Genomic DNA, 22,379 nt, shown 5'->3' with positions numbered 1-22,379 from the left:
CATAAAACTCTATGCCTGTCTTGTTTTCTGGGGATTCCTCAGCCTTACGGGCCGTTGCTAACACAACGTTAAAAATTTCTCCCGAAAATTTTTACCCCATGAGAGTTATCTCCACGACCACGAGGGTGAATCGAAATCGCATCAAACGGCAAAACGGCGTGTGTGCATCGCACTAAAATTTCACTCCATCATCATTATTGCTTCAATTGATCTATTCTTTTGCCGATTATTTAATCGGCATTTTTTGTGTGCAACACGCCCCAGGAGACGCGTTCTCCCTTCCTACCGAACCGCGCACTAGGATTCTTTCCATTCAGAGCGTGAGTTATGGTAAAAATAGGCTCTTATTACGTCGGCCGGATAGTCTCGTCAGAATGAGTACAACACTGCATTCCAACCCGTTATGCATCAATCAGCACCAGCCAGGTAAAAAGGCACAGTCAGCGACGCGCATCGTTTTCTTTGTTGCGGGTTTCGCCATGGCCTCTTGGGCACCGCTGGTTCCCTTTGTCAAAACGCGTCTGGCTATCAGTGATGCCTCTCTGGGGATGTTGCTACTTTCTCTCGGTATTGGCTCGTTGCTGGCTATGCCGCTCACGGGTTTCCTCACCAGCAAGCTAGGGTGCCGCAGCGTGATTTTGCTGGCAAGCGCGCTGCTTTGTCTGGTATTGCCCGCCTTGACGCAGGCAGGCACGTTGCCCCTGATGGCGATAACGCTGCTCTTTTTCGGCGCGTCTATCGGCATGATCGATGTCGCGATGAATATTCAGGCCGTCATCGTAGAACGCGCCAGCGGTCAGGCGATGATGTCCGGTTTTCATGGTTTCTTTAGCATCGGGGGAATTGTCGGCGCAGGCGGTGTCAGCGCCCTGCTGTGGCTTGGTCTGTCCCCGCTGATGGCGATCCTGGCGATTGTTGCGTTGATGCTGATATTTATGGCAACGGCGCACAAGCACCTGCTGCGCACCATGAATCAAGATGACGGCGACCCGCTGTTTGTCATTCCGCGCGGCTGGGTAATGTTCATTGGTTCACTGTGCTTCATCATGTTCCTGGCCGAAGGTTCCATACTGGATTGGAGCGCCCTCTTTTTAACGGTTGAACGCAACCTAACCGGCGCACAGGCGGGCATGGGCTATGCAGCATTTTCCGTCGCGATGACACTGGGAAGATTAAACGGCGACCGGATCGTCAATGCGCTCGGGCGCTACGCGATTCTTACTGGTGGTAGCCTCTGCGCTGCTCTTGGTTTGGTGTTAACGATCAGTATTGATAATGCGATCACCGCTATTCTTGGCTTCGTGATGGTCGGTATCGGCGCATCAAATGTGGTGCCGATTCTTTTCAGCGCGGCGGGAAATCAAAAGATCATGCCGCCCAATCTGGCCATCGCCTCGATCACCACCGTGGGCTATGCCGGTATTTTGATCGGTCCGACCATTCTCGGCTTTATTGCACAGTTCAGCAATTTGGCTACCGCATTTGGGTTTGTCGCACTACTATTGCTGGCCGTCAGCACCAGTGCGCGTGCCGTTATCCGCTAATCAGGAGCGTTAATTGATGCCAGCCATGATCCTGCGTTATTTCTCTCTCCTTACGGTGTTAGCGATCCTTATTACCGGAACGTTCGGCTATAGTTACATCAACGATTTGCTGGAAGATAAAAAACATTCTCTGACGACCATTGCCCAGGGCATACAAAAACGCGTCGATACCTACCGTTTTTTCACCTATCAAATATACGGCAGCTTGAACAGCGACCAAACATACGGCAGCTTGAACAGCGCTCCCCCCGATAACGACGCCAACATTACGGCCATTAATTTAATGCCGAATGTGTTCTACGTAGAAAAAAACGGTCAGAAAACGGACGCGCTGATTTTCGGGCAACACGATAAAGGAACGCTGACGTCGGTTCGTCGGATATCGCGTTATCTTGATATTCTCTGGGGAGCGGAGAACAGCGTCTATTCCATGTATTACCTGAATGGTATCGATAACAGCCTGACGATGATTTCCACGCAAACGCTGAAAGATATCTCTTCGCAGTTCCGTGGCAATTATATTACGGTCATCGCCGAGGCACGCCGGACAGAAATGCTGCAACAGGCGAATGTGTTAGACGAGCGCGAGAGTTTTTCCCCGCTGCGTAAATTACGCTTCTATAACGACTACTATTTTACGCTGCGTACCACGTTCAATCAGCCGGGCCATCTGGCGACAATTCTTGCCTTCGATCTGCCGATTAACGATTTAATCCCAGACACCATTCCGCGTGAGCATCTTATGCTGAAACCGGATACGCCAGCGACCAGCAATATGGACAACAGCAATAATGGCGAAGGCACAGCTGACGTGCAGTTTCACGGCTCCAATATTGAAATCTCCGCCACGCTCGTTAATGCTCCGCTAAAAATCGTTTTTCAGATTCCTGTAAAAGCCCTGATTGTTGATTCATTACGTAATAACGTCTGGCTTGTGCTGCTGAATCTGATTCTGCTGAGTTTGTCCATCGCAGGCTTTTACCTTTTCCGTCGGAAGTACGCGCATCCCGTAGAAGATTTATCTCATCAGTTGGAAAAGAGACTGGATATTTACCGTGAAACCACGAGCAGAATCCCGATGGGCGTGCTGGTTTATGACTTCAGCGGTAATAAAATTATCATACAAAATGAGCGTGCGGAGCAGTTGCTTCAACACCTGAGCCTGCAAAAAATCACCAATATGGCGGACGAGCACCAAGGCGTCATCCAGGTCACGATCAATAATGAAATGTATGAAATCCGCCAAATTCGTAGCCAATATTCACCTGACTATTGCCTGTTCCTGTTGCGTGAACAGGATAAAGAAATTCTGGTGCAGCGGAAATTACTGTTAGCGGAGCGTGAATATGAGAAGAATGTTCATGCCAGAAAACGCTTATTCCAAAACCTGCTCAGCGAATTTAAACTGCCGCTGATTTCACTGCAACAGCATATTCATACGCTGCGTCACAGCGATACGACAACCTTACAGCCACCCACGCTGGATCTGCTAATGGCTGATACCCGCTGCGCTATCGAACTGTTGGAAAATATCGCTCTGCACGAAAAACTGGAAGCACAGGAATGGACCGTGGTCAACGACAGCTTTTCGCCGCTGGCGCTGATGGACAACGTGCTTCTTGAGCTGCTACCGCGATTGAAGCAAAAAGGTCTGGCCCTATTCCATCATTACAATTTGGACAGTAATCAAACTTACGTGGGGGATGCGGGGCTATTGAAAAAGACGCTGGCGCTGCTGCTGAATTATTCGGTGACCAATACGGATTACGGCAAGATTACGGTGTCGGTTGACAGAAAAAATAATGAATCGGATACGCTAATTATTCAGGTCAGCGATACAGGAACCCATGTTTCTGGCAAAGAGTCGGAAAACCTCCGCCATCCTTTCCTGCACCCTGCCACTTCCGATCGTTTTGGACAAAATTCAGGATTGACCTTATTTTTGTGTAATCAACTCTGTAATAAACTCGGCGGTGCGTTAACCATCAACAGTAAGTCTGGGTTAGGTACACACTATATTCTGACGCTAAAACTGGAGCCGGAAGCCCTTCCTGTTGAGGAAGAAAAACTGCTGGATGGTATTACCATTCTGCTGGATGTGACGTCTGATGAAGTACAGCATATTGTCGGCAATATGCTGACGGGTTGGGGAGCAAATTATCTGGTCAGCGATGAGCGCCAGATTAATCAGGAAGCCGATATCTGTATTACTGACGACCCGGATAATCAGGCAGATTACACGCTGCTGTTGAGTCACGACGATGACACATTAATGCCTTTGGGCCCGTGCCGTTTGCGGGTGAATTATAATATCAGCCACCTCCTGCTGGAGGCATTACTTAAGCTGATTGAGCTACAACTGGAAAATTCCCCTGATGCGCTACAGGAAGAGGAACAGGACGATGTCGAATTTTACGCCGCGCAATTGACATCAAGCGACTATTATTCGCTGTTTGTGGAGACAGTTCCGGATGATTTAAAGAGGCTGTATACTGAAGCGGAAGCGGGCGATTTCCCGTCACTTTCGCAGACGGCACACCGGCTGAAAGGCGTGTTTGCCATGCTGAATCTGCATCCTGGCAAGCAGTTGTGTGAACAGCTTGAACAGCATATTACCGCGCATGATAGTGAACAAATTGCGGCTAACCTTCATGAAATTGAAACGTTTGTCAGCGCATTACTATCCCCAATAGAACCTTAAGGGCAGCAAGGTAGCCAACAAGATGAGTAACCAAAACGATGAGTAACTTAAACGTAATTATTGCCGACGACCATCCTATTGTCCTTTTTGGCATCAAAAAATCGCTTGAGCAGATTGAATGGGTCAATGTGGTTGGCGAATTTGAAGACTCAACAGCACTGATCAACAACCTGCCTAAGCTGGACGCTAACGTTCTAATTACCGATTTATCCATGCCTGGCGATAAATACGGCGATGGCATCACCCTCATTAAATACATTAAGCGCCATTTTCCTCATCTCTCTATTATTGTTCTCACCATGAATAATAATCCGGCGATTTTGAGTGCAGTGCTGGATTTGGATATCGAAGGCATCGTACTGAAACAGGGTGCGCCGACCGATTTACCTAAGGCGCTGGCTGCACTGCAAAAAGGAAAGAAATTTACGCCGGACAGCGTATCCAAAGTGCTGGAGAAAATCAGCGCCAGCGGCTACGGCGACAAACGCCTGTCCCCGAAAGAAAGTGAAGTGTTGCGTCTGTTCGCAGAAGGTTTTTTGGTTACCGAAATCGCCAAAAAACTCAACCGCAGTATCAAAACGATCAGTAGCCAGAAGAAGTCAGCGATGACCAAGCTGGGCGTCGACAACGATATCGCCCTGCTGAACTACCTGTCTTCCGTTAACGGCGGCGCAACGCAGGTCGACTAAACCTTTCCTCACCTGCACCGGCAACCGCTGGTGCAGGTTACTCCCCAGATGTTCTCGCCTGACGCACTTCGTTACTGTAATACGCCAGCGCCTGCTGCAAGGTATCCAGCGTAACCGGTTTTGACAAACAGTTATCCATCCCTGCGCCGAGGCAACGCTCCCTTTCTTCCGCCAGCGCATTCGCTGTCACACCGATAACCGGGAAGCGTAATCCCTGCTCGCGCATACGCTGTGTAAACAGATAGCCATCCATATTCGGCATGTTGACATCCGTCAGCACGATATCGATGTGGTTTTTACTCAATACATTCAGCCCGTCAATACCATCGTTCGCCGTCATCGCCTGATAACCCAGAGAGCCGAGCTGATCCGCCAACAGCCGACGGTTGATGGGGTGATCGTCCACCACCAGAATTATAATGTCGCCATTCTCAGCGCGCTCGTAGTGGGTCAAGGGCGGTGAAATCTCAGCACGGGTTTTATTCTCATTTTCTGAGCGATAGATTTTCTCTAGCAAATCAGGCAGATGTTGAGGTGTGGACGTCCCTTGAACCCAATGCCCTTCACTCACTTCCTGCGCTGAGCCGTTATGGGCGCCGCTCATCACGATATGCGCCCGAACGGTGACGTCCTCTTCCGGCATGTAATCACTAATCATCACATCATCAGGCGACACGGTTTGGTTCTGATAACGCGCAGCCTGCAACCCCTGATCCTGCAACAGCGTCAGCAGATAGGTCTCCAGCCGGGCATTGCGTATCCTCAACCAGCACATTTTCCCTTGCAGGCTGGCGTTAATTGCTGCGGGAGCATAACGCGCTTTATAGAGCGGAATTCTAACGCCAAACAGGCTGCCGAGCCCGGGTTCCGACTCAATGGTAATGTCTCCATCCATCAGGTTGACCAGCTTTTCACAAATCGCCAGCCCTAACCCCGTCCCCTGAAAATGGCGCTGCACGCCGCTACCAGCCTGGAAGAACGGGTCAAATAGCTTCACCGCCTCGCGAGGTTGAATGCCTACGCCGGTATCACGCACCACAAATTCCAGATAACCATCGCGGCAGCCAACTTCAAAAATGATGCAACCCGTGTCGGTAAACTTGATGGCATTACTCAGCAGGTTAGACAACACCTGTTGCAAGCGTACGGGATCGCCAAACAGGCTGATCGGCACATTAGGATCGATAAAGCAATACAGCATTAGGCGCTTTTTCACCACCAGCGGGAGATAGTTACTGGTGATATGGCTGATGACCTCATGCGGCGCAAAATCGCAAGGTTCGATCTTCAACTGCTCCGACTCGATCTTGGAAAAATCGAGAATATCGCTGATGATCTTCAGCAACAGCGAAGAAGAATTATTCATCGCCGCAACTAGACGATTGGCGTCCTGCGGCAGCGATTTGGTTTGCAGCAAATCGAGGTTACCAATAATCCCGTAAAGCGGCGTGCGCAATTCATGGCTGACGGTAGCCAGGAACATCGATTTAGACTGGCTTGCCTGCTCGGCGGCATTCGCCATTTCCTGTAGCGACTCCTCCATTTTGACGCGCGCGCTGACGTCCAGCAGCACACAAATCGCCACGTTTTCATTACGATAACGCGAATGGACAAAACTGATTTGCAGGTGATGATTGCGACTGGTCATGACGTCCACAAACTTGGACTGCTGCTCGCAAATGATGCGAGTGATGCGCAGCCTGTCCTCGTGGGTAAGCAGGTTGAGATAATTGTGCGCCAGCTCGTTACTGAGGATGTTTGTACCGTCATTAATACGCAGGATACAAATCCCTACCGGTGCAGAGGCCACAATCTTGCGGTTGAATTGCTCATTCTCTTCCAATTGGAACGCATTCACTTCCGCTGGCAACAGCATTTTCCGCTCAAACACCAGCGCGAGCACAAACAGCAAAATAGCCGATAGCATATTCAGCACCAGCATGTTGATCATCAAGGCGCTGATATGGGAGAGCAGCACCGTCAACGGCAGTGAATACACGATGCTGAACGACGTCGGCGGCAGCGACTTTTTCAAAATGAGCTCGTCATAACCATTCACATAGCCAAAATAGTTATGATCGGAGGGATAACCGTCTACCGACGAAGCGTACAACCCCTTATCATCGGAAAACTGCAAAACAACCTGATTGTATTGATCCAGCAATCTGGCACCGATCGGAAATTTCCCCATGGTGACGAAGTCATCCAGACGAATAGTCTGTTCAATCCCCATGATGAATTCCAGCTTGTTATCCACATAAATCGGCGTCAACGCGTATAAATAGCCGACATCGGGGATAGACGCGGGAGTAATCCAATAGAGTGTTTCATCGCGCCCGGTTTGAGTGCGGTTCTTTTTTTGATCCTGAAATCGATCCTGCACGTTTTTAAGCAAGTCATCACGGTCGAGCGATTGGTTACGGATGCCAAAATCAACCATACAGCGCCGATCGCCGCCGACAAAAAAGACCCGGTTAAGATCGTAGACGGCAGAGAAATTATCCTGCCAGCCGTTAAAGAAATGACTTAATGAAAGCAGCGCCGCATTCCCGCCATATTGTGTGGAACAGGTTGCGCCGGGCGCAAGCGCATAAACAGAGACGCCGGGTCCCCCTTCCATTGGCGGCTCTGCTTTTGCTCGAGCCAGTACCAGCCGATTTGCCGCCAGATACTGGAGTTCACGCACAATATCCGACGCATGTCGGATATAACCTTGCGACTGATCAAAGCTGAGGTTGTACTCCTGCCGCAGCTCTGACTCTTTTTCATTCAATACTTTAGTGACATAAAAAACGGATATCAGCGCGCCTAACACCCACAGCATGATCGCCAGAACCCGAAACAAATAGCGGGAAACTTTTAATGTGGTATGGAATGAGGCGAGATATTTCAAGTGGATACCGTTGAATAATGGAAGAACCCGTTGGCTGATACACTACCGAGTGTCGATAAAAAAAGCCAGCGCATCGCGCTGGCTTACTCGACTCATTCCGACTAAGGAAAAGACTTATTCGTCATCTTCTGCGATATCATCATCGCCATCAATGTCATCAATAGCCTCGTCGTCTTCGGCAACTTCGCCTTCAACGTTTACCACACCATCCAGCTCTTCATCTTCTACCGGTTCGGCCACACGTTGCAGACCGACAACATTTTCGTCTTCCGCCGTACGAATCAGCGTCACACCCTGGGTGTTACGCCCAACAATGCTGACTTCAGACACGCGAGTACGCACCAGCGTTCCCGCATCGGTGATCATCATGATCTGGTCTGCGGCATCGACCTGAACCGCGCCAACCACTTTACCGTTACGTTCGCTGACCTTGATAGAGATAACGCCTTTCGTCGCGCGTGACTTGGTCGGGTACTCACTTACAGCAGTACGCTTGCCAAAGCCATTTTGCGTAACGGTCAGGATGTCGCCTTCACCACGAGGAATGATCAGTGAAACAACGCGATCTTCGCCTTGCAGATTGATACCACGGACACCCGTTGCCGTACGGCCCATGGAGCGCACCGCCTGCTCGGAGAAGCGAACCACTTTACCTTCCGCGGAGAACAGCATCACTTCGTCGTTGCCGTCAGTCAGGTCGACGCCAATCAGCTCGTCCCCCTCATTCAGGTTAACCGCTATGATCCCCGCACTACGCGGACGGCTGAATTCCGTCAGCGCCGTTTTCTTCACGGTACCGCTGGCGGTGGCCATGAAGATGTGGCGGCCTTCTTCGTATTCACGCACCGGCAGAATCGCGGTGATACGCTCATCCGCTTCAAGCGGCAGCAGGTTGACGATCGGGCGACCGCGCGCACCACGGCTGGCTTCCGGCAGTTGGTACACCTTCATCCAGTACAGACGACCACGGCTGGAGAAGCACAGAATCGTGTCGTGGGTATTCGCCACCAGCAGACGATCGATAAAATCTTCTTCTTTTATACGTGCGGCAGATTTACCTTTGCCGCCACGGCGCTGTGCTTCGTAATCACTCAGCGGCTGATACTTCACGTACCCCTGATGCGACAACGTGACGACAACATCTTCCTGGTTGATCAGATCTTCGATGTTGATGTCGGCGCTGTTCGCCGTGATTTCCGTACGACGCTCATCGCTGTACTGGGTTTTGATCGCTTCCAGCTCTTCGCGGATAACTTCCATCAGGCGCTCAGGGCTGTTGAGGATGTAAAGCAGTTCGGCGATTTCCGCCAGCAGCGCTTTATATTCATCCAGCAGCTTTTCGTGCTCCATGCCGGTCAGTTTCTGCAAACGCAGATCCAGAATCGCCTGCGCCTGCGGTTCCGTCAGGTAGTAGCGACCGTCACGGATGCCGAACTCCGGCTCCAGCCACTCTGGACGCGCGGCGTCATCGCCCGCACGCTCCAGCATGGCCGCCACGCTACCCAATTCCCACGCCTGTGCGATCAGCGAGGCTTTCGCTTCAGCAGGTGATGGCGCGCGGCGAATCAGTTCGATAATCGGATCGATGTTTGCCAGCGCAATCGCCAGACCTTCCAGAATATGGGCACGGTCACGGGCTTTACGCAGCTCAAAAATGGTACGACGCGTCACTACTTCGCGGCGGTGGCGCACAAACGCAACCAGAATGTCTTTCAGCGGCATGATCTTCGGCTGGCCTTGATGCAGGGCGACCATGTTGATGCCGAATGACGTCTGAAGCTGTGTCTGGGAATACAAATTATTCAGTACTACTTCGCCCACGGCGTCACGCTTAATCTCGATGACGATACGCATACCGTCTTTATCGGATTCGTCACGCAGTGCGCTAATACCGTCGATACGCTTGTCTTTAACCAGTTCGGCAATTTTCTCGATCAGGCGCGCTTTGTTCACCTGATAAGGGATTTCATGCACGATGATGGTTTCACGCCCGGTTTTCGCGTCCGCTTCCACTTCAGCGCGCGCACGGATGTAAATTTTACCGCGTCCGGTACGATAGGCTTCTTCAATACCGCGTCGGCCATTGATGATCGCTGCCGTCGGGAAATCCGGGCCCTTGATATGTTCCATCAAGCCTTCAAGGCTGATGTTTTCATCATTGATATACGCCAGACACCCGTTCACGACTTCCGTCAGGTTATGCGGTGGAATGTTCGTTGCCATCCCGACGGCAATACCGGAAGAACCGTTAACCAGCAGGTTGGGAATACGCGTTGGCATGACGTCAGGAATCTGCTCAGTGCCGTCATAGTTCGGCACAAAATCAACCGTCTCTTTTTCCAGATCGGCCAGCAGTTCATGGGCAATTTTCGCCATGCGAATTTCGGTATAACGCATTGCCGCCGCGGAGTCGCCGTCAATCGAACCGAAGTTGCCCTGACCATCAACCAGCATGTAGCGCAGTGAGAACGGCTGCGCCATACGCACGATGGTTTCATAAACGGCAGAGTCGCCGTGCGGGTGGTATTTACCGATGACATCCCCGACGACACGGGCGGATTTTTTATACGGTTTGTTCCAGTCGTTGCCCAGTACGCTCATCGCATACAGTACGCGGCGGTGTACCGGTTTAAGTCCATCACGAACATCTGGTAATGCACGCCCGACAATAACGGACATCGCATAATCCAGATACGAGCTTTTCAGCTCTTCTTCAATGTTGACCGGTGTGATTTCTCTGGCAAGGTCGCTCATGGAGCCGCTATCCCTCTATTTAGGCATCTACCCGTGTTCAGAAAAGTGAACCGTTCAGGTAAGGTGAACTGTTCAAAAGGTGAAAGATTATATCACAAAGCGCCGTTTCGGGGGAAACTCCCTTCCACCCTGAACGGACAGTTTTCCCACTGGACATGTATTTTGCAGAGAAAGGTCTTTTGCAAAGCAAAGGTATCCCGCAGGGAAAAACGACAGCGCTGCACGTTGCGACACGAAGGGAGTATACTCGCGGCAGTAAAAGATGACGAAAGGCAGTGATGACAGATGAATGTAGAAAATCAAACTCCGAACGTTGACCATCAGGAGATAGCCAAATTTGAGGCTATCGCTTCACGCTGGTGGGATTTAGAAGGCGAGTTCAAACCGTTACACCGCATTAACCCGCTGCGTCTGGGCTATATTTCGCAGCGCGCGGACGGCCTGTTCGGCAAGAAAGTGCTGGACGTCGGCTGCGGCGGCGGCATTTTAGCCGAGAGCATGGCGCGTGAAGGCGCGGGCGTCACCGGGCTCGATATGGGCGCAGAACCGCTAGAGGTCGCGCGTCTGCATGCGCTGGAAAGCGGTGTCGCCGTCAATTACGTGCAAGAAACGGTAGAAGCGCATGCACACGCTCATCCGGGCCTCTATGATGTTGTCACCTGTATGGAAATGCTGGAGCACGTTCCCGACCCGCAATCAGTGGTGCAGGCCTGCGCTAAGTTGGTCAAACCCGGCGGACATGTCTTCTTCTCCACCATCAACCGTAATGCGAAAGCGTGGGTGATGGCCGTTATCGGCGCCGAATACGTGCTAAAAATGGTACCTCGCGGCACCCATGATATTAAGAAATTCATCCGCCCGGCTGAGCTGATGCACTGGGTGGACAGTACGCCGCTGCGTGAAAAACATATCACCGGACTGCACTACAATCCGCTGACAGACCGCTTTAAGCTTGGTCCAAATGTGGACGTGAACTACATACTGCACACGCGCCACGATAAATAGATCGGATTCAGAGTATTCTTAAATGCTGCGCGGTTTTTTGCCGCGCGCCTTGCGCCTTCTGGTGCCAAAACCAGCAAAGTCTTCAGGTTTTCTTTTTCTTATCAAAACCCAGAATAATATTGACATCGCCACAGGCCTTATCAGATGAGGTTTTTAACAAAACATCTTTTCTTAAACCTCCAAATTAACGAAAAATCAACTCTTGTTCTTCAACGAATCCACACTACAATACTCACCATGTAGTAGCCTTTTATCAAAAAATATCTATATCTAGTATTTATCCACAGAGTTAGTCACAGGGTTGTTTCTGTGAATAAACAGGGGATATTTTTTATTTTCATCAACAGGTAAATCCCAACATGAACCAGAGCTTGCTCGTTACCAAACGCGATGGCAGTAAAGAAAAAATCAATTTGGATAAAATCCACCGCGTCATTACCTGGGCCGCAGAAGGTTTACACAATGTCTCCGTCTCTCAGGTCGAACTTCGCTCCCACATTCAGTTTTACGACGGCATCAAAACCGCCGATATCCACGAGACCATTATTAAGGCTGCCGCCGATCTGATCTCTCGCGAAAGCCCGGATTACCAATATCTGGCTGCGCGTCTGGCTATCTTCCATCTGCGCAAGAAAGCCTACGGTCAGTTTGAACCACCTGCCCTGCTGACTCACGTCACCAAAATGGTGGAACTGGGTAAGTACGACAAACATCTGCTGGAAGACTATAGCCAGGAAGAATTCGCCCAGATGGACGCTTTCATCGATCACTGGCGTGACATGAATTTCTCCTATGCGGCAGTTAAACAACTGGAAGGGAAATATCTGGTACAAAACCGCGTCACTGGTGATATCTACGAAAGCGCCCAGTTCCTGTACATTCTGGTCGCCGCCTGCCTGTTTTCCGGCTACCCGCGTGAAACGCGTCTGGGTTACGTCAAACGTTTTTACGACGCGATTTCCACCTTCAAGATTTCCCTGCCGACGCCAATCATGGCGGGCGTGCGCACGCCAACGCGTCAGTTCAGTTCCTGCGTGCTGATCGAATGCGGCGACAGCTTGGATTCCATCAATGCGACATCCAGCGCCATCGTGAAATACGTTTCCCAGCGTGCCGGTATCGGCATCAACGCGGGCCGTATCCGTGCGCTCGGCAGCCCGATTCGCGGCGGTGAAGCCTTCCACACCGGCTGTATCCCTTTCTATAAACACTTCCAGACGGCAGTGAAATCCTGCTCTCAGGGCGGCGTACGCGGCGGGGCTGCCACGCTGTTCTATCCGCTGTGGCATCTGGAAGTGGAAAGCCTGCTGGTATTGAAAAACAACCGCGGCGTAGAAGGCAACCGCGTTCGTCACCTCGACTACGGCGTACAGTTGAACAAGCTGATGTATCAGCGCCTGGTAAAAGGTGAAGACATCACGCTGTTCAGCCCATCTGACGTACCAGGATTATACGACGCGTTCTTCGCCGATCAGGATGAGTTTGAACGTCTGTATGTGCAGTATGAGCAGGATGACAGCATCCGTAAACAGCGCATCAAAGCCGTTGAGCTGTTCTCTCTGATGATGCAGGAACGTGCTTCCACCGGTCGTATCTATATTCAGAACGTTGACCACTGCAATACCCATAGCCCGTTCGATCCACAGATTGCGCCGGTTCGTCAGTCCAACCTGTGTCTGGAAATCGCGCTGCCAACCAAGCCGTTAGACGACGTGAACGATGAAAACGGTGAAATCGCGCTGTGTACGCTGTCCGCTTTCAACCTCGGCGCGATCAACAGCTTAGACGATCTGGAAGAACTGGCGACGCTGGCTGTACGCGCGCTGGATGCCCTACTGGATTATCAGGATTACCCCATCACGGCCGCAGAGCGTGGCGCGATGGGCCGCCGCACGCTGGGAATTGGCGTGATCAACTTCGCTTACTATCTGGCGAAAAATGGCGTGCGTTACTCTGACGGCAGCGCCAACAACCTGACGCACAGAACGTTTGAAGCCATTCAATACTACCTGTTGAAAGCGTCTAATGTGCTGGCGCGCGAGCAAGGTGCCTGCCCGTGGTTCAATGAAACCACCTATTCGCAGGGTATTTTGCCTATTGATACCTATAAGCGCGATCTGGATGCGATCTGCAACGAGTCGCTGCATCTTGACTGGGAAGCGCTGCGTAACGACATCAAAGAGTACGGACTGCGTAACTCCACGCTGTCTGCACTGATGCCGTCTGAGACGTCCTCCCAGATCTCCAACGCGACCAACGGTATTGAACCACCGCGCGGCCATATCAGCGTTAAAGCATCCAAAGACGGTATTTTGCGCCAGGTTGTGCCGGAATACGAAACGTTAAAAGACGCTTACGAACTGCTGTGGGAAATGCCAGGCAACGATGGTTACCTGCAATTGGTGGGTCTGATGCAGAAATTTGTCGATCAGGCGATTTCTTCTAACACCAACTACGATCCGTCGCGTTTCCCATCCGGCAAAGTGCCGATGAAACAGTTGCTGAAAGATCTGGTCACGGCTTACAAATTCGGCGTGAAAACGCTGTATTACCAAAACACCCGTGACGGCGCAGAAGACGCGCAGGACGATCTGCTGGCAGAGCCACAGGACGATGGCTGCGAAGGCGGCGCGTGTAAGATTTAAGCCAATAATAATGACAGGCTGCCATGCAGCCTGTCATCCTTTTATCGCGGGCGTCCCTGCCCACTCCCTACGGGGTTGCCGCAATCGGCATTAAAAAATGCTCCCGGCATTTTTTGGAGAGACTCATGGCCTATACCACTTTTTCACAGAATAAAAATGACCAGTTGCTAGAACCGATGTTCTTCGGCCAGTCCGTTAACGTTGCGCGTTTCGACCAGCAAAAATATGAAATTTTCGAAAAGCTGATTGAAAAACAGCTGTCCTTCTTCTGGCGTCCAGAAGAAGTCGATGTGTCCCGCGATCGCATCGACTATCAGGCGCTGCCCGACCATGAAAAACATATCTTCATCAGCAACCTGAAATACCAGACGCTGCTGGATTCGATTCAGGGTCGTAGCCCGAACGTGGCACTGCTGCCACTGATCTCGATCCCTGAGCTGGAAACCTGGGTCGAAACCTGGGCTTTCTCAGAAACCATCCATTCACGCTCCTACACGCATATCATCCGTAATATCGTGAACGATCCGTCGCTAGTGTTTGACGATATCGTCACGAACGACGAGATCCTAAAGCGCGCCAAAGATATCTCCGGCTACTACGACTCACTGATTGAGATGACCAGCTACTATCATCTGCTAGGTGAAGGCACACATCAGGTTAACGGCAAGATCGTGACCGTGAACCTGCACACGCTGAAAAAGCAGTTGTATCTGTGCCTGATGAGTGTGAACGCACTGGAGGCGATTCGCTTCTACGTCAGCTTCGCGTGTTCATTTGCTTTTGCAGAACGCGAACTCATGGAAGGCAATGCTAAAATCATCAAGCTGATCGCCCGTGATGAAGCATTGCACCTGACCGGCACGCAGCACATGCTGAACCTGATGCGCTCCGGCCATGACGATCCTGAAATGGCGCAGATTGCCGAAGAGTGTCAGCAGGAGTGTTATGACCTGTTCGTGCTCGCCGCTCAGCAGGAGAAAGAGTGGGCGGAATACCTGTTCCGTGACGGTTCGATGATTGGCCTGAACAAAGATATTCTGTGCCAATACGTAGAATACATCACTAACATCCGCATGCAGGCAGTTGGGCTGCCACTGCCGTTCCAGACGCGCACGAACCCCATCCCGTGGATCAACGCCTGGTTGGTATCCGATAACGTACAGGTCGCGCCACAGGAAGTTGAAGTCAGCTCTTATCTGGTCGGTCAAATCGATTCAGAAATCAGCGACGACGATCTGAGCGATTTCCAACTGTAATCGATGAGCAATCCAACGATCACACTGCGCACATCCGGTGCGCAGTTTTCCTGCTCAGACGACGGCCCTTCCCTGCTGGATGTGCTGGAGTCCAACCGCGTCAACATTGAATATCAGTGTCGCTCCGGCTATTGCGGTTCCTGTCGACTGCGTCTGGTAAAAGGCAGAGTAGCGTATCGCCAAGCCCCGCTGGCCTGCATCCAACAGGATGAAATCCTCCCGTGCTGCTGCATGCCGCAAGGCGACATCGAACTCGATATTTAGTCCCGTTCCGTCCTCCTACACCGGCTAAACCGCCTATCGCTCTCACTAGCGGGCGCATTTCCTGCCCGTTTCCCTACGCAAGTGAGTTACACTACCCGCTGAAATCGTCTTTTGACCGATATATACCCTAAATAATTCGAGTTGCAGGCAGGCGGAGACCGAGCGAGTCCCCAGGAGCTTATGCCAGTAAGTGACTGGGATGGGTAAGGACAAATTGGCTTAGCCAATTTGAACGCCGCTTGCAGCGGCCCTCGGGCGAGGCTCAGAAATGAGCCGAATATTGCCAACGCACATGCAGCTTGAAGTATGACGGGGATAAAACAACCTGGAGGTTTTACTACATGCTCACCGTCATTCCTATTTTGATCTTTGTTGCGCTCATCGTTGTCTGGTCAGGCATCAAAATTGTACCTCAGGGATATCAATGGACTGTAGAACGGTTTGGCCGCTATACCAAAACGCTGATGCCGGGCCTTAATCTGGTCGTGCCATTTATGGATCGCATTGGTCGCAAAATTAATATGATGGAACAGGTGCTGGATATTCCATCACAGGAAATCATTTCAAAAGATAACGCCAACGTCACTATTGACGCCGTGTGCTTTATCCAGGTTATCGATCCGGCACGCGCCGCCTATGAAGTCAGCAATCTGGAACAGGCTATCGTCAACCTGACGATGACCAACATCCGTACCGTTCTGGGTTCGATGGAGCTGGACGAAATGCTGTCTCAGCGCGACAGTATCAATACCCGCCTGCTGCACATCGTGGACGAAGCGACCAACCCATGGGGCATTAAAATCACCCGTATTGAGATCCGCGACGTTCGCCCGCCGACAGAGCTGATTGCCGCGATGAATGCGCAGATGAAAGCGGAACGTAACAAACGCGCCGATATTCTGGAGGCCGAAGGGGTGCGTCAGGCGGCGATTCTGAAAGCCGAAGGGGAAAAACAGTCGCAAATTCTGAAGGCGGAAGGTCTGCGTCAGTCCGCATTCCTGGAAGCAGAAGCACGTGAGCGTGCGGCGGAAGCGGAAGCGCAAGCCACCAAAATGGTGTCCGAAGCCATCGCAGCGGGCGACATTCAGGCCGTGAACTACTTCATCGCCCAGAAATATACCGATGCGCTGCAACAGATTGGTTCTTCCAATAACAGCAAAGTCATTATGATGCCGCTGGAAGCCAGCAATTTAATGGGGGCCATCGGCGGAATTGCAGAACTGGTTAAAGACAGCAAAGAAAGCCGAGGTAAATAATGGGCATTGAACTGGTGATGGAAAATGCGCACTGGTTCTGGCTGTCGCTCGGCGGCCTGCTATTAGCCGCCGAAATGCTGGGTGCCAGTGGCTATTTACTATGGAGTGGCTTATCGGCGGTCTTGGTTGGGCTGCTAACGTGGATCATGCCGCTGGGCTGGCCGTGGCAGGGAACGATTTTCGCCATCCTGACGATCGTCACGGCGCTGCTCTGGTGGTATTGGCTGCGTAAACGGACGCTGTCACGCCCGCAGTCAACGCTCAACCAGCGCGGACAACAGCTAATCGGCCTGCGCGCTACCCTGACCGATCCGGTAACCAACGGCTTCGGCCGGGTAAACATCGGTGACAGCAGCTGGCGCGTGAAATCAGAGCGGGATCTACCTGTGGGTACGCCTGTTGAAGTAATTGCCATTGATGGCATCACACTGCATGTACGCCCAACAGAGGACTAACCGCACACATTCCAGGGGAGCCGGCCTCCCCTTTATGACGGTTACTTTTTACTATTTACGCTTCTGCCTGTTTACTCTTCTGACAACAGCCCGCCAGATTATTGATTATCGGACAGTCCGCTCCGCCGTCCCCCGGACACTGTTCGGCCAGTGCCAGCAAATGTTCACGCATCGTTTTTAGCTCTGCAATATGCATTTCGATTTCGTGCACTTTCCGCAAGGTGCGCGCTTTGACATCCGCACTTCGCCGCAGCGGATCGTTAAACAGCGTCACCAGTTCCCGGCATTCATCCAGATTAAAGCCAACCTGACGAGCCTGACGCAACAGCGTTAGCTCTTCAACGTGGTGATCGTCGTAGCTGCGGTAACCATTTTCAGAACGCATCGGTGTAGTCAGAAGTTCTTTTTCTTCATAGAAGCGAATGGTTTTACTGCTAAGACCGGTTTTTTTCGCGACATCACTGATATTCATGATTTCCCCCTTGACCCTCCCCTTGCTAGAAGGTTTAGCTTACCCAATAACTAGTAGAAATCAGATAGCCGGTCAACGTCTTTTACCTCCGGCTGTGATCACGGGAGAAAATTATTATGTCACAAACCATCGTGTTGTCATTGCAGGGACTAACCTGCGGGCACTGTGTGCAACGCGTTAAAAAAGCACTGGACGCGCTGCCTACGGTCGAACAAACCGACGTTACACAACAGTACGCCAGCATCAGCGGCGACGTTGATTCGCAGACGTTGATCGACACTATTGAACAGGCTGGCTACGAAGCACAGCTTGCAACGACGCCGAATGTGTCCCTCCAGCTTTCCGGCCTAAACTGCAATCACTGTGTCGCGGCTACGCGTAAAGTGCTGGAAGCCATTCCCGGCGTCGTGGCGACGGATGTCACCAAAGAGCAGGCCAGCGTGTACGGCAACGTTGAGGCCACGGCACTGATTAGTGCTATTGAAGAAGCTGGCTATCACGCCAGCGTGCAGGAGAGCGTTCACCCAAAAACTGAGCCGCTGGCACAAGTAGCGACGACGCCGGAAGCGCTGCCAGCGGCCGAGAGTACTCTTCCGGCAACGACAACACCGTTCACTAACGATGACGACAGCGTGCAGCTCCTGCTTCAGGGGATGAGCTGCGCCAGCTGCGTAAACCGCGTACAGACAGCGCTGCAAAACGTCAGCGGCGTCACGCTGGCGCGGGTGAATCTGGCCGAACGTAGTGCGCTAGTGAGCGGTCATGCCGCGCCGGAAGCGTTGATTGCCGCCGTTGAACAAGCAGGCTATGGCGCGGAAATCATTCAGGATGAAGAAGAACGCCGCGCGCGCCAGCAGCAAACCTCTCAACAGGCTATCGGCCGCTTCCGGTGGCAGGCCGCGCTGGGCTTACTACTTGGTATACCGCTGATGCTGTGGGGCGTATTGGGCGGCAGCATGAGCCTGACGCCGGAAAGCCAAACACCGTGGCTCATCATCGGTATTTTGACGCTGGCGGTGATGGTAGTGGCCGGCAGTCATTTTTATCGTAACGCCTGGCGTAGCCTGAGAAACGGGGCTGCAACCATGGATACGCTGGTCGCGCTGGGAACCGGTGCGGCGTGGCTTTATTCCATTACCGTGAACCTGTGGCCGGATCTTTTCCCAATGGCGGCGCGCCATCTTTACTACGAAGCCAGCGCGATGATCATCGGTTTAATCAATCTGGGTCATGCACTAGAACAGCGTGCCCGACAGCGCTCTTCTCGTGCACTGGAACGGCTGCTCGACTTGACGCCGCCCACCGCCCGCGTTGTGACAGAAGAAGGCGAGAAATCGATTCCGCTGTCCAATGTACAATCCGGCATGACGCTGCGCCTGACAACCGGCGATCGAATTCCTGTCGACGGAGAGATTCTGCAAGGTGAAGTCTGGTTGGATGAAGCCATGTTGACCGGGGAACCGATCCCGCAAGCCAAAACGGCTGGCGATACGGTGCATGCGGGTACGCTGGTTTCCGACGGCAGCGTTCTCTTCCGGGCGGACGCGATCGGCAACCAAACCACGCTGTCGCGCATTATCCGGCTGGTCAGGCAGGCACAAAGCAGCAAACCCGCTATCGGGCAGCTAGCGGATCGCATCTCTGCCGTGTTTGTTCCCGTCGTTATGGCTATCGCACTTCTCAGCGGCGCGATCTGGTTCTTCGTCGGGCCACAGCCGCAGGTAGTCTACACGCTCATCATCGTCACAACCGTTCTGATCATTGCCTGTCCCTGCGCGCTTGGGCTGGCAACGCCGATGTCGATTATTTCCGGTGTCGGACGTGCTGCGGAATTTGGCGTGCTGGTGCGGGATGCCGATGCCTTACAACAGGCCAGCATGCTGGATGTGCTGGTGTTTGACAAAACCGGTACGCTAACCGAAGGACAGCCACGCGTTGTGGCGGTTCACACATTCGGTGACGTGACGGAAATGCAGGCGCTGGCCTGGGCAGCCTCGCTGGAACAGGGATCTCATCATCCACTGGCAAAAGCGATTCTTGAACGAGCAGAGAATGTTACGCTCACGCCAATTGAGCAGTTCCGTACGCTACGTGGTCTCGGCATTAGCGGCAAAATCGGCGATGACAGTCTGCTGCTGGGGAATCCGGCACTACTCAAACAGCATCAAATCGATATCACCGAAAGTGAAGCACTGATCAACGAGCAGGCTCAGCGCGGCGTAACACCGGTACTGCTTGCAGCGAATGGCCGCATCATTGCGGTGTTATCTATCCACGATCCGCTGCGAGCGGATAGCGTCGGTGCCTTACAGCGTCTGCATCGACAGGGCTACCAGCTCGTCATGCTAACGGGGGACAACCCGCTCACAGCGCAAAGCATCGCGAAAGAAGCGGGTATCGACCAGGTGATTGCCGGGGTGCTGCCAGACGGCAAAGCAGAAGCCATCAAAAAGCTACAGGCTCAAGGCAAACGCGTGGCGATGATTGGTGATGGCATCAACGATGCGCCCGCGCTGGCGCAGGCCGATGTCAGCATTGCGATGGGCGGCGGCAGCGATATTGCGATTGAAACCGCCGCCATTACGCTGATGCACCAGAGCCTGCACGGCGTCGCCGATGCGCTGGCGCTCTCCAATGCCACGCTGCGCAACATGAAGCAAAACCTGCTGGGCGCGTTTATCTACAACTCGCTGGGGATCCCAATTGCTGCGGGCGTGCTTTACCCGCTGACTGGTGCGCTACTCAGCCCGGTGGTCGCTGGTGCCGCCATGGCGCTTTCCTCCATCACGGTCGTTAGCAACGCCAACCGCCTGCTGCGCTTTAAACCTAAAAGTGAGTAATATCAGTGCGCCATTTTCATTTCGAAGATGGCGCACACTCTCTTTCTCATCATCGTCTTACAACGCCACCGCATTATCTCTCCCTCCGCTACACCTTGTATTGTTTGGCATCTAGCGTTTAGCATAGTTATTCCCACATCAGGAGACGGAATCAATGGGGCAACTGCTGCGCAGCATCGCGACTTTTCTTGGTTTTATTTCACCGCTGGCTTATGCCTACCCGGCGATAGACGTTCAGCTTGCCAACGAACGACAGTTGCATCTGGTCGGCAGTATTCATATGGGGAGTAAGGACATGGCACCGCTGCCCGATACGCTGTTGCAACAGCTCCGTCAGGCGACTGCACTCATCGTCGAAGCCGATATCTCTGATGCACACTCCCCCTTCGGTCGCAATGGCAGCGAACCGCCGCTGGTGCAGCGCCTCAGTTCGGACAGCTACCGTCAACTGCAAAAAATCTGCGAATTGCTCTCTTTCGATGAGAGTAATATCAATACGCTTCCGGCCTGGCAGGTCGCGCTGATGTTGCAAGTGCGACAGGCGCAGTTGCTGGGCCTGCGCCCCGACTACGGCATCGATTATCAGTTGATTAACGCCGCGAAATCTCAGGGTATTCAGGTTATCGAACTGGAAGGGCAGCAGACGCAGGTTGATTTGTTACAGCAACTGCCGCAGGGCGGTTTGTTGTTGCTAGAAGATACCATTAAGCACTGGCACACTAATGCTCGCTTGTTACAAACGATGGTTGGCTGGTGGCTAGACAGCAGACCCGGCAAATATAAACCGGATATCCCCGCGACATTTAGCAATGAAATGAGCAATCTGCTGATGGGCCAGCGTAACCGCCGCTGGCAACAGCAACTTCAGGCGCTACCGCCCGGAAACTACGTTGTCGCCGTCGGCGCCCTGCATCTGTATGGCGATGAGAATTTACCTCTGCTGCTTAAAAACGGCCATTCAGCAACCCCGTAAGAGAACACATTATGACGCGCAACCGCGTCTGCAAGAGAAGACCCGCTAAAGGGGTAAGGACAGTGAAATCATGACACCCGCAGTCAATCTGCTCGAAAAGAATAAAGTCGCCTTTACGCTGCACAGCTACCACCACGACAGTGACGAAACCAATTTTGGCGAGGAAGCGGCCAGAAAGTTGGGACTGAATAAAGAACAGGTTTATAAAACGCTGCTCATTTCCCTAAATGGCGATGCCAAAAATCTCGCTGTGGCCGTCACCCCCGTCGCCGGAATGCTGGATCTCAAAAAAGTCGCTCGCGCGCTGTCAGCCAAAAAAGCCGATATGGCCGATCCGGTCATCGCTCAGCGTGTAACGGGTTATCTGGTTGGGGGAATCAGCCCACTTGGGCAAAAGAAACTGCTACCGACTGTGATTGATGAGCCAGCACGTCAGTTCGATACCATTTTCATTTCCGGCGGTAAACGCGGGTTGGATATTGAGTTATCGGCAGACGATCTGGCGCGGCTACTGCGCGCCACCTTTGCCGATATCGCCAGACATGATTAATGCCCGTCAAACGGACATAACCTGCCGGGCGATGTGTATCAAAGTGAAGCAGGTAGCAGAGAGCTCCACGGCCAGTGTGTCT

At 52.4% G+C, this 22,379-nt stretch carries 15 protein-coding genes; 12 read left to right on the top strand and 3 right to left on the bottom strand.

Annotation, left to right across the window (positions count from 1 at the left end):
- Nucleotides 1-374: 374 nt before the first annotated feature.
- The 3 genes from ACKQAD_RS05120 to rcsB are packed head-to-tail and all read left to right on the top strand — an operon-like array spanning nucleotide 375 to nucleotide 4,934.
- Nucleotides 375-1,544, top strand: a complete 1,170-nt coding sequence (locus tag ACKQAD_RS05120) for an MFS transporter (protein ID WP_409159148.1) — start codon at nucleotides 375-377, stop codon at nucleotides 1,542-1,544.
- 16 nt (nucleotides 1,545-1,560) lie between these two features.
- The gene (gene rcsD, locus ACKQAD_RS05115) at nucleotides 1,561-4,245 is read left to right on the top strand and encodes a phosphotransferase RcsD (protein ID WP_409159147.1); all 2,685 of its coding nucleotides are present in this window, start codon (nucleotides 1,561-1,563) and stop codon (nucleotides 4,243-4,245) included.
- 38 nt (nucleotides 4,246-4,283) lie between these two features.
- Complete coding sequence (rcsB, locus tag ACKQAD_RS05110) at nucleotides 4,284-4,934, top strand: response regulator transcription factor RcsB (protein WP_015839395.1); 651 nt, start codon at nucleotides 4,284-4,286, stop codon at nucleotides 4,932-4,934.
- Between the two features lie 37 nt (nucleotides 4,935-4,971).
- On the opposite strand, the gene rcsC is transcribed toward rcsB, so the two are convergent.
- Both rcsC and gyrA read right to left on the bottom strand, forming a co-directional pair.
- Nucleotides 4,972-7,827, bottom strand: coding sequence for a two-component system sensor histidine kinase RcsC (gene rcsC / locus ACKQAD_RS05105; protein ID WP_409159146.1), 2,856 nt, complete (start codon nucleotides 7,825-7,827; stop codon nucleotides 4,972-4,974).
- A 114-nt stretch (nucleotides 7,828-7,941) separates the two neighbouring features.
- Nucleotides 7,942-10,581: a DNA topoisomerase (ATP-hydrolyzing) subunit A gene (gene gyrA / locus ACKQAD_RS05100; protein ID WP_409159145.1), complete on the bottom strand. Its 2,640-nt coding sequence runs from the start codon at nucleotides 10,579-10,581 to the stop codon at nucleotides 7,942-7,944.
- A gap of 285 nt (nucleotides 10,582-10,866) precedes the next feature.
- Between gyrA and ubiG the strand changes: the two genes are divergently transcribed.
- From ubiG to ACKQAD_RS05070, 6 genes are all read left to right on the top strand, one after another.
- Nucleotides 10,867-11,586, top strand: a complete 720-nt coding sequence (gene ubiG, locus ACKQAD_RS05095; protein WP_409159144.1) for a bifunctional 2-polyprenyl-6-hydroxyphenol methylase/3-demethylubiquinol 3-O-methyltransferase UbiG — start codon at nucleotides 10,867-10,869, stop codon at nucleotides 11,584-11,586.
- Between the two features lie 359 nt (nucleotides 11,587-11,945).
- A complete protein-coding gene (nrdA, locus tag ACKQAD_RS05090) occupies nucleotides 11,946-14,231 on the top strand; it encodes a class 1a ribonucleoside-diphosphate reductase subunit alpha (RefSeq protein WP_409159143.1) in 2,286 nt (761 codons plus the stop codon).
- 125 nt (nucleotides 14,232-14,356) lie between these two features.
- Entirely contained in the window at nucleotides 14,357-15,487 is a 1,131-nt protein-coding gene (nrdB, locus tag ACKQAD_RS05085) for a class Ia ribonucleoside-diphosphate reductase subunit beta (RefSeq protein ID WP_409159142.1), read from the top strand.
- A 3-nt stretch (nucleotides 15,488-15,490) separates the two neighbouring features.
- Nucleotides 15,491-15,751, top strand: coding sequence for a class I ribonucleotide reductase maintenance protein YfaE (gene yfaE, locus ACKQAD_RS05080; protein ID WP_409159141.1), 261 nt, complete (start codon nucleotides 15,491-15,493; stop codon nucleotides 15,749-15,751).
- 341 nt (nucleotides 15,752-16,092) lie between these two features.
- Nucleotides 16,093-17,007 (top strand): SPFH domain-containing protein, encoded by a 915-nt coding sequence (locus ACKQAD_RS05075; RefSeq protein WP_409159140.1) that lies wholly within the window; start codon nucleotides 16,093-16,095, stop codon nucleotides 17,005-17,007.
- Nucleotides 17,007-17,462 carry an NfeD family protein gene (locus ACKQAD_RS05070; protein WP_409159139.1) on the top strand — a complete coding sequence of 152 codons (456 nt, stop codon included), beginning with the start codon at nucleotides 17,007-17,009 and terminating at the stop codon, nucleotides 17,460-17,462. Before ACKQAD_RS05075 ends, ACKQAD_RS05070 begins: the two co-directional genes overlap by 1 nt.
- A gap of 55 nt (nucleotides 17,463-17,517) precedes the next feature.
- On the opposite strand, the gene cueR is transcribed toward ACKQAD_RS05070, so the two are convergent.
- Nucleotides 17,518-17,934 carry a Cu(I)-responsive transcriptional regulator gene (gene cueR, locus ACKQAD_RS05065; protein ID WP_409159138.1) on the bottom strand — a complete coding sequence of 139 codons (417 nt, stop codon included), beginning with the start codon at nucleotides 17,932-17,934 and terminating at the stop codon, nucleotides 17,518-17,520.
- A gap of 116 nt (nucleotides 17,935-18,050) precedes the next feature.
- Between cueR and copA the strand changes: the two genes are divergently transcribed.
- The 3 genes from copA to ybaK all read left to right on the top strand — a co-directional run bounded on the left by copA (nucleotide 18,051) and on the right by ybaK (nucleotide 22,297).
- Nucleotides 18,051-20,774 (top strand): copper-exporting P-type ATPase CopA, encoded by a 2,724-nt coding sequence (gene copA / locus ACKQAD_RS05060; protein ID WP_409159137.1) that lies wholly within the window; start codon nucleotides 18,051-18,053, stop codon nucleotides 20,772-20,774.
- 154 nt (nucleotides 20,775-20,928) lie between these two features.
- On the top strand, nucleotides 20,929-21,747 hold the full coding sequence (locus ACKQAD_RS05055; protein WP_409159136.1) for a TraB/GumN family protein: 819 nt from the start codon (nucleotides 20,929-20,931) through the stop codon (nucleotides 21,745-21,747).
- A gap of 70 nt (nucleotides 21,748-21,817) precedes the next feature.
- Complete coding sequence (gene ybaK, locus ACKQAD_RS05050; RefSeq protein WP_409159135.1) at nucleotides 21,818-22,297, top strand: Cys-tRNA(Pro)/Cys-tRNA(Cys) deacylase YbaK; 480 nt, start codon at nucleotides 21,818-21,820, stop codon at nucleotides 22,295-22,297.
- The last annotated feature ends 82 nt before the right edge of the window (nucleotides 22,298-22,379 follow it).

The sequence above is a fragment of the Pectobacterium artocarpous genome (assembly GCF_046159765.1).
Classification (GTDB): Bacteria; Pseudomonadota; Gammaproteobacteria; order Enterobacterales; family Enterobacteriaceae; genus Pectobacterium.
This window is presented reverse-complemented; position numbering and strand designations above follow the sequence as displayed.

Coding starts and splice junctions, on each gene's coding strand:
- copA (WP_409159137.1), top strand. CDS start 18,051: ATGTCACAAACCATCGTGTTGTCATTGCAGGGACTAACCTGCGGGCAC.
- ACKQAD_RS05055 (WP_409159136.1), top strand. CDS start 20,929: ATGGGGCAACTGCTGCGCAGCATCGCGACTTTTCTTGGTTTTATTTCA.
- ACKQAD_RS05070 (WP_409159139.1), top strand. CDS start 17,007: ATGGGCATTGAACTGGTGATGGAAAATGCGCACTGGTTCTGGCTGTCG.
- ybaK (WP_409159135.1), top strand. CDS start 21,818: ATGACACCCGCAGTCAATCTGCTCGAAAAGAATAAAGTCGCCTTTACG.
- nrdB (WP_409159142.1), top strand. CDS start 14,357: ATGGCCTATACCACTTTTTCACAGAATAAAAATGACCAGTTGCTAGAA.
- rcsD (WP_409159147.1), top strand. CDS start 1,561: ATGCCAGCCATGATCCTGCGTTATTTCTCTCTCCTTACGGTGTTAGCG.
- ACKQAD_RS05120 (WP_409159148.1), top strand. CDS start 375: ATGAGTACAACACTGCATTCCAACCCGTTATGCATCAATCAGCACCAG.
- yfaE (WP_409159141.1), top strand. CDS start 15,491: ATGAGCAATCCAACGATCACACTGCGCACATCCGGTGCGCAGTTTTCC.
- ubiG (WP_409159144.1), top strand. CDS start 10,867: ATGAATGTAGAAAATCAAACTCCGAACGTTGACCATCAGGAGATAGCC.
- ACKQAD_RS05075 (WP_409159140.1), top strand. CDS start 16,093: ATGCTCACCGTCATTCCTATTTTGATCTTTGTTGCGCTCATCGTTGTC.
- cueR (WP_409159138.1), bottom strand. CDS start 17,934: ATGAATATCAGTGATGTCGCGAAAAAAACCGGTCTTAGCAGTAAAACC.
- gyrA (WP_409159145.1), bottom strand. CDS start 10,581: ATGAGCGACCTTGCCAGAGAAATCACACCGGTCAACATTGAAGAAGAG.
- nrdA (WP_409159143.1), top strand. CDS start 11,946: ATGAACCAGAGCTTGCTCGTTACCAAACGCGATGGCAGTAAAGAAAAA.
- rcsB (WP_015839395.1), top strand. CDS start 4,284: ATGAGTAACTTAAACGTAATTATTGCCGACGACCATCCTATTGTCCTT.